The sequence below is a fragment of the Flavobacterium mekongense genome (assembly GCF_047038255.1).
GTDB classification, from domain to species: Bacteria; Bacteroidota; Bacteroidia; order Flavobacteriales; family Flavobacteriaceae; genus Flavobacterium; species Flavobacterium mekongense.
Genome location: NZ_CP174374.1, coordinates 2,841,583 through 2,856,563, shown reverse-complemented (window position 1 = coordinate 2,856,563; position 14,981 = coordinate 2,841,583). Strand labels below are relative to the sequence as shown.

At 40.3% G+C, this 14,981-nt stretch carries 8 protein-coding genes; all 8 read right to left on the bottom strand.

Features of this window, described 5'->3' with window-relative positions:
• Nucleotide 1: 1 nt before the first annotated feature.
• The 8 genes from pepT to ACJG85_RS12360 all read right to left on the bottom strand — a co-directional run bounded on the left by pepT (nt 2) and on the right by ACJG85_RS12360 (nt 14,936).
• Nucleotides 2-1,285 carry a peptidase T gene (pepT, locus tag ACJG85_RS12395; protein ID WP_412476547.1) on the bottom strand — a complete coding sequence of 428 codons (1,284 nt, stop codon included), beginning with the start codon at nt 1,283-1,285 and terminating at the stop codon, nt 2-4.
• A gap of 236 nt (nt 1,286-1,521) precedes the next feature.
• A complete protein-coding gene (locus ACJG85_RS12390; protein ID WP_412476546.1) occupies nt 1,522-3,927 on the bottom strand; it encodes an alpha-ketoacid dehydrogenase subunit alpha/beta in 2,406 nt (801 codons plus the stop codon).
• 184 nt (nt 3,928-4,111) lie between these two features.
• Nucleotides 4,112-6,925: an aminopeptidase gene (locus ACJG85_RS12385; protein WP_412476545.1), complete on the bottom strand. Its 2,814-nt coding sequence runs from the start codon at nt 6,923-6,925 to the stop codon at nt 4,112-4,114.
• Between the two features lie 2 nt (nt 6,926-6,927).
• Complete coding sequence (locus ACJG85_RS12380; RefSeq protein ID WP_412476544.1) at nt 6,928-7,812, bottom strand: hypothetical protein; 885 nt, start codon at nt 7,810-7,812, stop codon at nt 6,928-6,930.
• Nucleotides 7,812-9,245 carry an MBOAT family O-acyltransferase gene (locus ACJG85_RS12375; protein WP_412476543.1) on the bottom strand — a complete coding sequence of 478 codons (1,434 nt, stop codon included), beginning with the start codon at nt 9,243-9,245 and terminating at the stop codon, nt 7,812-7,814. The genes ACJG85_RS12380 and ACJG85_RS12375 overlap by 1 nt, the downstream gene beginning before the upstream one ends.
• A 95-nt stretch (nt 9,246-9,340) precedes the next feature.
• Complete coding sequence (locus tag ACJG85_RS12370; protein ID WP_412464362.1) at nt 9,341-10,066, bottom strand: TIGR00730 family Rossman fold protein; 726 nt, start codon at nt 10,064-10,066, stop codon at nt 9,341-9,343.
• A gap of 131 nt (nt 10,067-10,197) precedes the next feature.
• Nucleotides 10,198-13,029, bottom strand: coding sequence for an excinuclease ABC subunit UvrA (gene uvrA / locus ACJG85_RS12365; RefSeq protein ID WP_412476542.1), 2,832 nt, complete (start codon nt 13,027-13,029; stop codon nt 10,198-10,200).
• 89 nt (nt 13,030-13,118) lie between these two features.
• On the bottom strand, nt 13,119-14,936 hold the full coding sequence (locus ACJG85_RS12360) for a chloride channel protein (RefSeq protein ID WP_412464359.1): 1,818 nt from the start codon (nt 14,934-14,936) through the stop codon (nt 13,119-13,121).
• Between the last annotated feature and the right edge of the window lie 45 nt (nt 14,937-14,981).

Sequence of the window (14,981 nt, the reverse complement as noted above, 5' to 3'; positions counted from 1 at the left end):
CTTATTTCTTCTTGCTCTTTTTCTCCTTCTTTCCCTTTTTGGCAAAGTCAGTCGTAGCCGTCAATTCAGCAATCTTAACAATCACTTCCACCGCTTTTTGCATGCTTTCAACAGGAACGTATTCATATTTGCCATGGAAGTTATGCCCACCGGCAAAAATATTAGGACAAGGCAAGCCCATGTACGACAAGCGACAACCGTCGGTACCGCCGCGAATTGGTTTAATCAAAGGTTTAATACCTAAAGATTTCATGGCTTTTTCGGCCAAATCTACGATGAACATTACCGGTTCTACTTTCTCCTTCATGTTGTAGTATTGGTCTTTGATTTCGCAAATCACGATGTCTTCTCCAAATTGTTTCTGATAAGCTTTATTGAATTTTTTGGTGATTTTGTGTACCAATTCCTTGCGCTTGATGAATTTCTTCATGTCGTGGTCACGAATAATCAACTCCAATTTGGTTTCTTCGATACTACCGGTTAATCCTGTTACGTGGAAAAAGCCCTCGTAGCCTTTTGTTTCTTGTGGTGTTTCGCCTTTGGGCAATTCGTTGATGAAATCGTTGGCCAACAACATCGAGTTGATCATTTTTCCTTTGGCATAACCCGGATGCACCGATTTTCCTTTGAAAGTCACTTTGACACCGGCAGCGTTAAAGTTCTCGTATTCTAATTCGCCTATCTGACTGCCGTCCATCGTATAAGCCCAATCGGCTCCGAATTTTTTAACATCAAATAAATCGGCACCGCGACCAATTTCTTCATCGGGTGTAAAACAAACTCTGATTTTGCCGTGTGGAATTTCAGGATGTTGGATCAAGTATTCCATAGCCGTCATGATTTCGGTGATTCCGGCTTTGTCATCGGCTCCTAATAAAGTCAATCCGTTGGTAGTAATCAAGGTTTGGCCTTTATACTGCAATAAATCTTTGAAGTAGTTAGGCGATAAAATGATGTTTTGCTCCTTATTCAAAATGATATCACCACCATTGTAATTGTGAATCACTTGCGGTTTTACGTCTTTACCTGTAAAATCAGGCGTGGTATCAAAATGCGCTACAAAACCTATGGTCGGCACTTTTTCTTTGACGTTAGAAGGCAAAGTTGCCATCACATAAGCATGTTTGTCGATAGTGACTTCTTTCATGCCGATGGCTTTCAATTCTTCTACCAATTTATTGGCCAAATCGAATTGTTTTTTGGTACTCGGTGTAGTGCTTGAATTCGGGTCGGATTCGGTATCGATAGTGACATAGCTGATAAAGCGGTCGATAATATGTTGCATGGTTTTTAATTTTTGGTAAAGATAATAATTAGGAGTTATAAGTTATGAGTTATGAGTTATGAGTTTTGCCCTTCGACAGGCTCAGGGTGACTGTTGCGTAATCAATTGGCTTTTATGGGTTGAAGAGGAGTTGTTCTTTTAAGACTGAATAATAACAATGCACGATGTCACACTGAGCCTGTCGAAGTGCTTCACAAAACGTCATAAAAAAAAGGAACCATTAGGTTCCTTTTCTTTTAATATAAACTCGGATATTGTTCCGGTTTGGCTTCATGCATAATCGCATATACTTTTTCAAAAATATCTTCTGCAGATGGTTTGGAAAAATAGTCGCCATCCGTCCCATAAGCTGGTCTGTGTGCCTTAGAAGCTAAGGTTTGCGGTTGGCTGTCTAAGTACTGATAGCCGTTTTGCTCATCGATAATTTGTTGCAATAAATAAGCGCTCGCACCACCGGGAACATCTTCATCTACAACTAACAAACGATTGGTTTTAGCGATACTCTTCACACAATCGTGGTTGACATCAAACGGTAATAATGATTGGGCGTCAATGATTTCCACATCAATGCCAACTTCCAATAACTCTTTGGCTGCTTGCTCCACAATTCGTAAAGTGGAACCGTAGGAAACAATGGTAATGTCGTTACCTTCTTTAAGGGTTTCTACCACACCAATCGGTGTTTTGAATTCACCCAAATTGGTCGGCATTTTCTCTTTCAAACGATAGCCGTTCAAACATTCTACTACTAAAGCCGGTTCGTCGGTTTCGAGTAAAGTGTTGTAAAATCCGGCGGCTTTAGTCATGTTTCTTGGAACCAAAACGTGTATACCGCGAATCGCATTGATAATCATGCCCATAGGCGAACCCGAATGCCAAACGCCTTCCAATCGGTGGCCACGTGTTCTGATGATTAACGGCGCTTTCTGACGGCCGTGGGTTCTGTATTGTAGCGTAGCCAGGTCATCACTCATGATTTGAATGGCGTACAACAAATAATCTAAGTATTGAATTTCAGCTATAGGTCGCAAGCCGCGCATCGCCATTCCGATACCTTGCCCTAAAATAGTGGCTTCACGAATGCCGGCATCAGCCACACGCAATTCGCCGTATTTTTCCTGCATGCCTTCCAAACCTTGATTTACATCGCCTATATTACCGCTGTCTTCTCCAAAAATTAAGCTTTCAGGGTATTTGTTAAAGATGGCATCAAAGTTATCGCGCAGTACCAATCGGGCATCGACTTCTTCGGCAGTTTCATCATAAGTTGGCGCTACAGCAGTAGCACATAATACCGCTTTGTCAGATTGAGAAAAAAGGTGCGAACTGAATTTCGGTTGGATTTTATTCGTGTAATTCGTAATCCAAGTGGCTAATTGCGACTGTCCGCTTTCTTTAACAATCATGCGCAATACTTTGCGTGCCGTAGTCAAGATGTCTTTGCGAATAGGTTCTTTGATAGCCGATAATTCTGAGGCATATTGCTCTATGAATACTTTGTTGGCGCTGGTTTCGGCTATGGCATTTAACAAGGCAACCAATTCGTTTTGCTCCGCTTTGATAGGCGAAACAAAAGCAGTCCAAGCCGCCTTTTTGCCTTCTAAAACTTCTTTTTTGGCTTCGCTGTCTATTTGGTCTAATTCCTCAGTGGTAGCCAAATTGTTGTCCAGCAACCAGTTTCTCATCTGGGCCAAACAATCAAATTCAGCTTCCCAAGCCAAGCGATCAGCGTTTTTATATCTTTCGTGCGAACCCGAAGTCGAGTGACCTTGAGGTTGCGTTAGCTCTCTTACGTGTATTAAAACCGGAACGTGTTCTTCACGGGCAATAGCCGATGCTTTTTGGTAGGTTTCTACCAATGCCGGATAATCCCAACCTTTTACAGTCATGATTTCATAGCCATTGTTGTTGCCATCGCGTTGGAATCCTTTTAATATTTCGGAGATGTTTTCTTTAGTAGTTTGATAACGGGCATGTACGGAAATCCCATATTCATCATCCCAAACACTCATCACCATCGGCACCTGTAAAACACCGGCCGCATTGATGGTTTCAAAAAACAACCCTTCAGAAGTTGAGGCGTTACCAATGGTTCCCCAAGCCACTTCGTTTCCTTGATTGGAGAATTTAGTAAAATCTTCCAAACCGCGAACGTTGCGGTATATTTTTGACGCTTGTGCCAAACCTAACAAACGCGGCATCTGACCGGCTGTAGGCGAAATATCGGCACTGGAGTTTTTTTGTTGGGTTAGGTTGTTCCAATTGCCGTTTTCGTCTAAGGAATGTGTGGCAAAGTGTCCGCCCATTTGACGTCCGGCACTCATAGGGTCGTGCGCCAAATCGGTGTGACCATACAAACCGGCAAAGAATTGCTCAATGGTTAGTTGGCCAATCGCCATCATAAAAGTTTGATCGCGGTAATAGCCCGAACGGAAGTCGCCATTTTGAAATGCTTTGGCCATGGCCAATTGCGGTACTTCTTTTCCATCGCCGAAAATACCGAACTTGGCTTTTCCGGTCAATACTTCTTTTCGGCCTAATAAACTGCATTCACGACTTACACGAGCAATGCGGTAGTCATTGAGTACTTCTGCTTTAAAATCTTCGAAGGTTATTTCGGTTTTGGTTTGTGCTTCAGTCATGGTGCATTTGTTTCTAAAAAAAACAAATTTAAATAAAAAGCAGCAAGTTTTTGCATACTGTTGATAAAATATAATTTAACTATCGATAATTTTACAGTTCAAAAACTAAAGATGATTGATGAATATTTAAAGATAATTAAATATCGTAAAGAATAATGTAATAATTGCAAGGGTCAGAGAGAGGTTAAAACCACTTTCTGGTGAAAAGTCCGATGAGGGTATCAGGATTAAAAGTAATAATGAAACGGATGCGTTCTCCATAATTCTTTTCGCCGATTTCCCAACCATTACTGGAGTAAACCGGGAAATACAATTCGAAGTAATCGGTTACTAAATTAAGACGAACACCGCTGTCGTACACAAATTGAGGCGAAGTGTTTTTGTTTTTAATCATACCCGCATCGCCGTATACTTCAATCCAGTTCCAAATATTCGTACTGGCATTTAAAGTAGTCATCCATTGATTGGCGCTGCGAACTTCCAACATCGATTTGAAAAAACCATCAGCTATAATGGATTGTTGACTAAACAAACCCGTGGTTTCGGAACGGCCTAAGTAATCGTGTTCAAATAAATAATCGGTGGGTCGGTCTAAAGCAAAATCGAAGTAAGTGGAAACATTGTTATTGTACAAAAAGGTACCGGCAAACAAACGTAAATTGAGCTGACGTTTGTCGTTAAAGAGTTTACGGTACTGAATTTCTCCGTCTAATTTTCCGAAAGAACCCGACAATTGCAAATCGGCCAAAAAGTTATAATGTTTGGTAACTTCGGTTTTTCCGTTGTAATATTTGGCATTAAAAACTTTGTAGTTTTCAGTGTTTTCATCTACAGTGAAAGCCGATTTTTCTCGGTCAATCATAATGTATTTGAAGATAAGATTCTCTTTTTTGTTGTTTCTGAAATCATCCGGACGAAAACGTAAAAATACCATTGGGTTGATTTTGGTATAGTATGCATCGGGCGCGTAATGCAAGTAATGACCATTGAGTTGGTAGCGAATATTGTACAAACTGCTGTTGCGGTTGAATTGATTCACGGCAAAATTGGCTTTCCCGGACAAACTTTGTGTTTTGGTGGAAATAGTTGGGTTAACATCAAAATTAAACGGTCGGTCCAATATGGTTTTGTTATGAAATCGAATGCCAGGCAACAAACCATCGTACAAGTTATATTCTAATGTCGGAATGTACACTATTTGATTGTAATTCGGGTCTTCCAAATCTTTGAAGAAAATAAATTTAATTGGGCGACTGTTCAACCTAAAGCCGCGCAACGATTGCCAGTTGTTTCTCAAATTAAACTCAGGGACTTCGTTTTTATAATTGATGACTATCTTATCGGCTTCATTTCTCGGAATGGTAAACAGACTGTCTTTTGGGAAAGTATCTATCCATTTTTTAAAGACGACTTGTTTGTTTTTAATCCCGTAAATTGGTATGGGAACTTGGGTTTCGGTTTTGTTTTTTAACGAAAATGTAATACTGTCTTTGGTGCGACTCACTTTGTCAAATTTAAAATCGATAATGTCGCGGGAGTTGATGATTTTATCAAAAAACCATGGAATGGCTTTGGGAGAATTCTTGGTTAACAAAAGTTCAAAATCATTTTTGTTGGTTTGTCGCTCTTTGTTCAATAGGATGAAGGAACGAATGCTGTTAGGGACTACTTGATTTTCCAAATAACTGTCTAAGTATTTTAAGCTCAATCCGGCTCGGTATTTAGAGGCGATTTTTTCGTTGAATTTAATCAAAGTGTTTTTAGGTGCGCCTAAGGGTTGATCCAAATTTTTACGAGCCATCAACATGTAAAAATAGCTGTACTGCCCGTTGAAATCCAAACTGACCAAATTGTAAGCACGCAGCATTCTCATTTTGGCCACGCTGCCCATCATTTTACTTTCAGGATGGAATTCTTCTATGTATTGCATCATCGTATAAACCTGAATGCCATCGAAAATCCAGGCATCTTTTCGCGGGTCTAGTTGTAAAGTCGTATGTAGGTAATTGTTGAGGTATGTTTTTAAAAATTTGATTTCATACATAAATTCATCAGGAAAAGGACTGATGAAATTGGGCAATTGGTTCAAACCGTAAAATGGATTTCGGTCATAGTCGTTCTGAGAAACCGTAATTTTTTCATGCGGATAAGTGCCTAAATTCTCAGCAACATAGTTCACCACTTTGTCAATTACAATGGCGCGTTGGATATCGGTTAAACGCGCGTCTCTGAGATTGGAAACTACCGCTACATGTTCATTTTTATACACTGCAAACTCTCGTGCTTCGTCCACAAATAAATTAACAAGAAGCCTGTTTTTTCCGGTAAGTATATAAAGTGTTTGGTTGCCGACTGTAGCTTTTTGAACTTCATTCAAATCGGTGTCAACTACCAGATTTGAAGGAATTTTGATTTCTAAATCATAGTCGCTTATAGCATTAGCAATATCGTCTAAGTTGAGGTTGTTGTGTTTCACAAAAGCGCCGTTTTCATATCGAGCCGGAGTGAGAAAACAATTTTTCAGATTCATTTTGCCTTTATCACCATAGCCGAAACCGGTGAATTTTGCACTGGGCACTTTAATGAAATAGGTGAGTTTGAAAGTCGCTTTTTGGTTGGGCAATAGTTTTTCTTTCAAACGAACCTGTATCACATCAGGGAAATTGTTGTCTCTTTCCCAAGTCAGTATCGATTGTTGGTCGTCGACGATGGTGATGTTAGAGGTTCGACCGCGCTCTTTCTCTTTGGCCAAATGGAAACTACGCTCAAACTCGTCCGAAAATCGACCGGCCATAGGGGTATTTTTATCGTGATAGGCCTGATTCCAATCGTTTAAAACAAAATTAGTCAGTGTGTCTTTAGTGGTATTGTTAAAAGTCAACTCCTGAACTACGGTAATTACTTTGGTTTCGGGATTCACTTCGGCCACCAATTTTGAATGGTGTTGGGACCAAGCCAAACCGCTAAGCAAACAAAGTATGTAGGTCAGTTGTTTCAACGTTAATTTCGGGGTTTAAAGAATTGGTCAAAAACAGCCTTGGTGTATTCTATTGCGCCTTTTTCATTCAAATGACCGCAAGTGGAAAAGTATTGGTCATCAGTCACCGCATCTTCCAAACGATAAATCTCCGGATATACCTTTTGGATATGGTTAAAATACGCTCGATTAATCGTACTCATGCACATAGGCGTAGTCACGGCTATTAAGTGAATATTGTTGGCTTTACAAACGGCCTTAATTTCTTCATAGGCTTTGTTGCGCTTCGGATAATATTTCGATAAATCGGCGGCTACCATTGGTCTCTGATTTTTGGTTAAAGCATTAAATCCGTCCCGATGCAAAGCATTGGTTTCTTTATGAACAAGTGAAGCGTACATTTCCCTAAATCCGATGCGCGCATCATAATGCATGTAGCGGTAAAACGGCACCAAAAGCAGCTCGTTGTATTCCGGAATGTCTTTGTAATGTTCGCGTATGGTTTTCGATTGGTGAAGGTACGGCATAAACAAAGAACGTATCGCTTCGGAATGGTCATTGGTGTTGATGTTCAAATCTACCTGAAGGATGAGTGTATCGATTACATAGTTGCGTTCAACCATCAATTTTAACATTAAGGCCGATTCTTCCAAACGGGAACGCGTGATACCGAAGTTGTAAGTCTTATAACCTCTGTCGTTAAAATATTTTGGAACAAAATGATTGTTCACTCGAGAAGAACCCAAAAAAACCACATCGTATTGTTGGTTTTCGGAATGGTACAAATGGCTGATTTTATTGCGATCATCCGATTGTTTGTAAACCACTGTATACAATACGTCCAGCACGATCATGGTGAGTAACAGCACCGCCAAGCTTTTGAGCAAAAATTGGAAAAATCGTTTCATCAGAATTGGAAATAGATAAATTCTTTATAATCCGAAAACACGCCTAAGGCCAAAATAGCCGCTAAACAAAAGCTCATTTTTATCCAACTGTATTTCCCCGAAATGGGTTCAATTTTGGTACGGCTGTTCCATTCGACTAAAACAAAAATCAACAATAAACTCCACAATTCGGTGGTGTAACGCTCAATTTTGAAATATTGCTCGGTAAAATGTCCTTCGGTGAACATTCTGGAGATGTAGGCAAACGCGTCTTGTATGGTTTTCGAGCGGAAAAAAATCCACGCCACACAGGTAATGGCAAAGGTCAGGATGATGTTGATTAGAATGCGTAGCGAATCAAAATTCAACGTCAATTGAAAGCTGTCCATATTGCTGCGGTTTTTGTTGAGCACCATCAGCGGAATAAAATACAGGGCGTTAATCAATCCCCAAGCAATGAACGTCCAATTCGCGCCATGCCAAAAACCACTGACCAAAAAGATAATCATCACATTGCGAATTTGAAATAGTTTCGAACCTTTGCTGCCACCTAACGGAATGTACAAGTAATCTCTGAACCAAGACGAAAGTGAAATGTGCCAACGACGCCAAAACTCCGCTATATCGCGAGAGAAATAGGGGAAGTTAAAGTTCTTCAACAAATCGATGCCGAACAATTTAGAAGTTCCCAAGGCAATATCGGAATAGCCCGAAAAATCACCGTAAATCTGAAATGCAAAATAAATGGCGCCCAGCATCAGGGAAAGTGAGTTCATCGAATTGTAATTCTCAAAAATACCATTGGTATACACCGCACAGGTGTCGGCAATAACCACTTTTTTAACCAATCCCCAAATAATTTGGTAAACGCCTTCTTTGGCTTTTTCGAAGTCGAATTTGCGGCGCTTTTTCAGTTGTGGCAACAAGTGCGTCGCGCGTTCAATCGGTCCGGCCACTAAGAGCGGAAAGTAACTCACGAACAGCGAATAATCGACAAAGTTTTTTTCCGATTTGATGCGACCGTAGTAAATATCAATGATGTACGACAAGCCGTGAAATGTGTAGAAAGAAATCCCAACCGGCAAAATCACGTCCAATAAAAGCGGGCTGACTTTAAAGCCGATAGCCGTAAACAACTCGGCAAACGATTCGGCAAAAAAGTTGTAGTATTTAAAAACGCCTAAGAACCCTAAATTGATGGAAATACAAAGCCAAAGCCAAAGTTTTTTCCGTTGTGGCGTATCGCTTTTTTCAATTTGTATAGCCGAAAAATAATCGAGTAGCGTAGAGAACACCAACAAAAACAAGAACCGCCAATCCCAGCAGGAGTAGAAGTAGTAACTCGCCAAAATTAAAATGTAATTCTGGTTGATTTTCGATTTTTGGCCCACAAACCAATACATCAAAAAAACGATGGGCAGGAAAACAGCAAAATGGAGCGAGTTGAAAAACATAGCAAACTAAAAATCAAAAATTAAATTCCAAATTCCAAATAAAGCTGTTTTTTGGAATTTGGAATTTCTCCCGAAGTTTCGGGATTGGGATTTTATTAAAAATTCGGACTCAAATTGTATTTTTTGTAGAAATTGTCCAAAACCTCTACCACTTCATCTTCGGTGTCAACTATCTTAATCAAGTTCAAATCTTCCGGACTGGCGTTGTGCTCTTTTTCAATCATAGTCGCTTTGATCCAATCGAGTAAACCCGACCAGAATTCGCTTCCTACCAAAATAATAGGAAAACGACCGATTTTCTTGGTTTGGATTAAGGTGATTGCTTCAAACAATTCGTCTAAAGTCCCAAAGCCGCCCGGCATGACCACAAAACCTTGTGAATATTTCACAAACATCACTTTGCGCACAAAAAAGTAATCAAAGTTCAGGTTTTTGTCTTTGTCAATGTATGGGTTAAAATGCTGCTCAAAAGGCAACTCAATGTTCAAACCTACCGAAGTTCCGCCGCCGTTGTGCGCACCTTTGTTTCCGGCTTCCATGATTCCGGGACCGCCGCCCGTGATTACGCCATATCCGGCTTTACTGATTTTGTATGCAATTTTCTCAGCCAACAAATAGTATTTCGTATCCGGTTTGGTTCGGGCAGAACCAAAAATAGACACACACGGACCAATGCGCGCCATGCTTTCGTAACCGTTCACAAACTCCGACATGATTTTAAAAATCGCCCATGAGTCGTTGGTTCTTATCTCATTCCAGGTTTTTTGCTTTAATTTTTCCTGTATTCTGTGGTCTTCATTTTCGTATTGTTCAAATGCCATAGTAATTTTTTTTAATTTTTATTTTGAAGCTATCTCCGGCTTTCCACGGCAATCTTTTGTTTTGTGCTTCGACAAGCTCAGCATGACAAAACAAAAGGATTTCTGTTGCAATCCGGGCTAAAAACAGCCTACTAATTTAGTTCTTTTTTCAAGAATTGAGCGGTATAGCTTTTTTTGTTCTTGATGATTTCTTCCGGTGTTCCTACGCACAAGATTTCACCACCGCCTTTGCCGCCTTCCAAGCCAACATCAATGATGTGATCGGCTAGTTTAATCACGTCCATATTGTGCTCAATAATCAATATTGTATTGCCTTTGTCAACCAATTTGTTAATTACGTCCATCAACACACGAATGTCTTCAAAATGCAAACCGGTCGTAGGTTCGTCCATAATATAAAACGTATTGCCGGTGTCTTTTTTCGACAATTCGGTAGCCAACTTGATGCGTTGCGCTTCACCGCCTGAAAGCGTGGTACTTTGCTGTCCTAAGGTAATGTAACCCAAACCAACATCTTGTATCGTTTTGACTTTGCGGTAAATTTTCGGGATGTTTTCAAAGAAGGTTACCGCTTCATCCACGGTCATGTTCAACACATCCGAAATCGATTTGCCTTTGTAGCGAATTTCTAAAGTTTCACGGTTAAAACGTTTCCCTTGGCAAGTTTCGCATTCTACATATACGTCGGGCAAGAAACTCATTTCAATAGTACGCACACCAGAGCCTTCGCAGGTTTCACATCTTCCGCCCGAAACGTTAAAGCTGAAACGTCCGGCTTTGTAGCCGCGAATCATGGCTTCCGGCGTTTGGGTAAACAAACTTCTGATTTCTGAAAACACATCGGTATAAGTCGCCGGATTGGAACGAGGCGTACGGCCAATCGGACTTTGGTCAATATCAATTACTTTGTCGATATGTTCTAAGCCTTCGATTTTTTTATAAGGTTGCGGTTTTTTTACAGCATTGAAAAAGTGCGCATTCAAAATCGGATACAGCGTTTCGTTAATCAATGTCGATTTCCCGCTACCCGAAACACCGGTTACGCAAATGAGTTTTCCGAGCGGCAATTCAATCGAAACGTTTTTCAAATTATTGCCGCTTGCACCGGTTAGTTTGAGGGTTTTGCCATTGCCCTCGCGACGCTTCTTCGGCACTTCAATCGCCATTTGACCATTTAAGTATTGGGCTGTGATGGTTTGTTCTTTCAAAAGTTCTTTCGGCGTTCCTTGGCTGATGATTTGTCCTCCGAATTTTCCGGCTTTCGGTCCAATATCAATCACATAATCGGCGCGTTCGATCATGTCTTTGTCGTGTTCCACCACCAAAACCGAGTTCCCGATGTCGCGTAACTGTTCCAGCGATTGAATGAGCTTTTCATTGTCTCTTTGGTGCAAGCCAATACTCGGTTCGTCCAAAATGTATAGTACGCCAACGAGTTGAGAGCCAATTTGTGTGGCCAATCGAATGCGCTGCGCTTCACCGCCCGAAAGCGATTTAGAGCTGCGGTTCAAGGACAAATAATTCAAGCCAACGTTCACCAAAAAGCGCAAACGGTCTTTGATTTCTTTAACGATTTCAGAGGCGATGATGGTTTGTTTGTCCGATAAATGTTGGCTTAATTCGTCAAACCAAGCCGACAAATCCGAAATATCCATAGTCGACAATTCAAAGATGTTTTTTTCGTGTATTCTGAAATACATCGCTTCTTTTTTCAAACGAGAACCGTGACATTCCGGACACTCAATTTCGTCCATAAAGTCCTTTGCCCAACGTTTGATTGAAGTCGAATTACTTTCGTCGTATTGGTTTTTGATGAAATTCGAAATCCCTTCGAACTCAATTTTATATTCTTTGGTAATGCCCAAGGTTTTGGACGCTACTGTAAACTTATCTTTTCCGCCGTACAAGATGATTTGCATGGCTTCTTCCGGAATTGTTGCTATGGCATCGGTTAAAGAGAATCCGAATTTTTCTCCGATGATTTCCAATTGCTTAAAAATCCACGATGATTTGTATTCACCCAGCGGCGCAAAACCACCGTTTTTGATGGATAATTTTGGATTTGGAATAATTTTGTTGAGGTTGATTTGGTGTACGGTTCCCAAACCTTTGCATTCCTCGCAAGCACCTTTAGGCGAATTGAAGGAAAACAAGTTCGGTTCCGGATTTTGGTAGGAGATTCCGGAGGTCGGACACATTAAATTCCGACTGAAATAGCGCAGTTCATTCGTGTCTTGGTCCAAAATCATCAAAACATTTTCGCCGTGGTACATCGCTGTTTTGATGCTTTCGGCTAATCGTTTTTCGTTGTCTTCATTCGCTTCAATTACCATTCGATCGATGACAATCTCGATATCGTGGGTTTTGTATCGGTCTAATTTCATCCCGGGAAGCAAGTCTTGTACTTCACCATTTACACGAACTTTTAAGAAACCTTGTTTGGTGATTTGTTGGAATAGTTCGGCATAATGTCCTTTACGAGCACGAATCACCGGTGCCAAAATATTGATGCGTTTGCCGCTGAAGTTTTGGATAATCAAATCTTTAATTTGCTCATCGGAATAAGACACCATTTTCTCTCCCGAAACATAACTATACGCTTCTCCGCCACGTGCGTAAAGCAAACGCAGGAAGTCGTAAATTTCGGTGATGGTGCCAACGGTTGAACGCGGACTTTTACTGGTGGTTTTTTGTTCGATGGCAATTACGGGAGAAAGACCGTCAATTTTATCCACATCCGGACGCTCTAAACCGCCTAAAAACTGGCGTGCGTAAGCGGAAAATGTTTCAATGTAACGGCGTTGCCCTTCGGCATAAATGGTATCAAAAGCCAATGACGATTTACCCGAACCGGAAAGACCGGTAATCACAACCAATTTTTCACGGGGAATGGTAATGTCAATATTCTTTAAATTATGCACACGGGCACCGAGTACTTCAATCGTATTTTCTGTTTCTAGCATAGCAATTTGGCATTCCGAAATTTCGGAAGCAAAGGTAAGCTTTTGAAAAGAATTATCGAATAGACAATTGAGAAGTTGTTGTTAAAAAGCTATTCGATTATCATCTCTTTCAATCGGTGGCGATAGCTTTCAAGGACATCAATTTTAGAGAGAAATCCGAAGTATTTTCCTTTGAAGATTACCGGTAGAATAGTGGCGCCGGAAGTTTCGAACAGTTTCATGATTTTCTCTGGCTTGTCTTCAAAAAGGACTAACTCTTTAGGCTGACTCATAATTTCCGATAAGGTCATAAACTTGACATGATTCGGATTAAAGATAAAAGCCTTCACGTCTTCAAAATCAATCAAGCCTATAAGAGATCTGTCTTCATCTACAATCGGAATTATTTTTTGGTCACTGGTGGAGAAAATTTCTACTACTGTTTTAGGAGAATCTTTGAGGCTTAGGGTTTTGTAGTGTTGTTGGACCAAATTATAAAAGTTAATACTTTGCAAGATGTTTTTGTCTTTGTCGCTGGTAAAAACTTCGCCTTTATCAGCCAAACCTTTTACATCCATAGAATGCTTTTCAAATTGTTTGGACACCGCAAAACTGATGGAAGATACTATCATTAGCGGTACCATTAAATCGTAACCACCGGTAATCTCTACGATAAGGAAGATGGCTGTCAAAGGCGCATGAAACAAGCCACTCAGGATTCCGGCCATACCAACAATGGTAAAATTGGCAATGGGCAAATGGTGTGTGAAGTTAAGTAAATTAATAGACTTGGCCACAAAGTAACCCAAATAAGAACCTACAAACAGTGATGGCGCAAAATTCCCACCGTTTCCGCCACTTCCCAGTGTTAATCCGGTGGCAAAGGCTTTCAATAACATCGTTACTCCAACAAATGCCAATAAAACCCATTCGCTTTTGAAACGTTCGAGCATGGTGTTGTCGAGTAAAATTTCGGGATTTTTAGAAGCTAAGGTTCGGATGCTTTCATAACCTTCTCCAAAAAGGGTTGGGAAAAAGAAAATAAGTATTGCCAATAGGATTGCACCAAACAAAGCCCTGCGATATCCTTTATTTTTAAAAGAGCCGAAGAACTTTTCCACTTTTTGAAAATTTCTGGCATGATATACTGAAGTCAATCCGGCTAGAATTCCGAGTAAAATATAATAAGGCGTATTGTGGTAATCAAACTTTAAGCTTTGTTGAAAGTTCAGAATTACATCATCACTTAATGAAATGGTGGAAATTAAAGCACCGGTTGCAGCAGAAATGATGATAGGAATAAAAGCCGCTATGGAGATATCGGTTAAAACTACTTCAATAGCAAACAAAACCCCGGCAATAGGCGCATTGAACGCTGCACCAATTCCGGCCGCTACACCACAAGCCAACAGTAAGATGCGGTCTTTTTGTGACAAATGGTATTTCTGCGCAAAGTTAGAACCAAAGGCTGCACCGGTAATTACAATTGGGCTTTCTAATCCGGCAGAACCGCCAAGGCCAACGGTTAAGGAGCTGGTTACTATTTGTGCGTACATTTGCTTTTTAGGCATAATACCGCCTTTTTTGGCTACGGCGTAAAGCACTTTAGAACTTCCTTTTTCGATATGATTATTTAGGAAATTGCGAACCACAAATACTGTTAGTAAAATTCCGGCTATGGGTAATAAACTGTTGATATAAGGCAACTTCAAGAAACCATTGATGTCGTTGGCCAACAAAAAAATGTTGTGCGCAAAACTTTTAAGCAGAATTACGGCAAATGAACAAGTAATGGCCACAGCAACGCAAGCGAAATAGATAAAGTTTCTCTCGTTGAGTTTGTCTTTCAAAAGAAAAACCAAATTTTCGACTCTTCTGAAAATACTTCTGAAAATAATTTTAAAAAGGGAAGCTTTGTTTGAAGGCATTGTGGATAAACTTTTGAATGGCTAAGATACGATTTCAAAATTCAA

Bases quoted from the DNA above. Each gene is read 5' to 3' on its own strand.
- pepT (WP_412476547.1), bottom strand. From the start codon at position 1,285: ATGCAACATATTATCGACCGCTTTATCAGCTATGTCACTATCGATACC.
- ACJG85_RS12390 (WP_412476546.1), bottom strand. From the start codon at position 3,927: ATGACTGAAGCACAAACCAAAACCGAAATAACCTTCGAAGATTTTAAA.
- ACJG85_RS12380 (WP_412476544.1), bottom strand. From the start codon at position 7,812: ATGAAACGATTTTTCCAATTTTTGCTCAAAAGCTTGGCGGTGCTGTTA.
- ACJG85_RS12375 (WP_412476543.1), bottom strand. From the start codon at position 9,245: ATGTTTTTCAACTCGCTCCATTTTGCTGTTTTCCTGCCCATCGTTTTT.
- ACJG85_RS12370 (WP_412464362.1), bottom strand. From the start codon at position 10,066: ATGGCATTTGAACAATACGAAAATGAAGACCACAGAATACAGGAAAAA.
- uvrA (WP_412476542.1), bottom strand. From the start codon at position 13,029: ATGCTAGAAACAGAAAATACGATTGAAGTACTCGGTGCCCGTGTGCAT.
- ACJG85_RS12360 (WP_412464359.1), bottom strand. From the start codon at position 14,936: ATGCCTTCAAACAAAGCTTCCCTTTTTAAAATTATTTTCAGAAGTATT.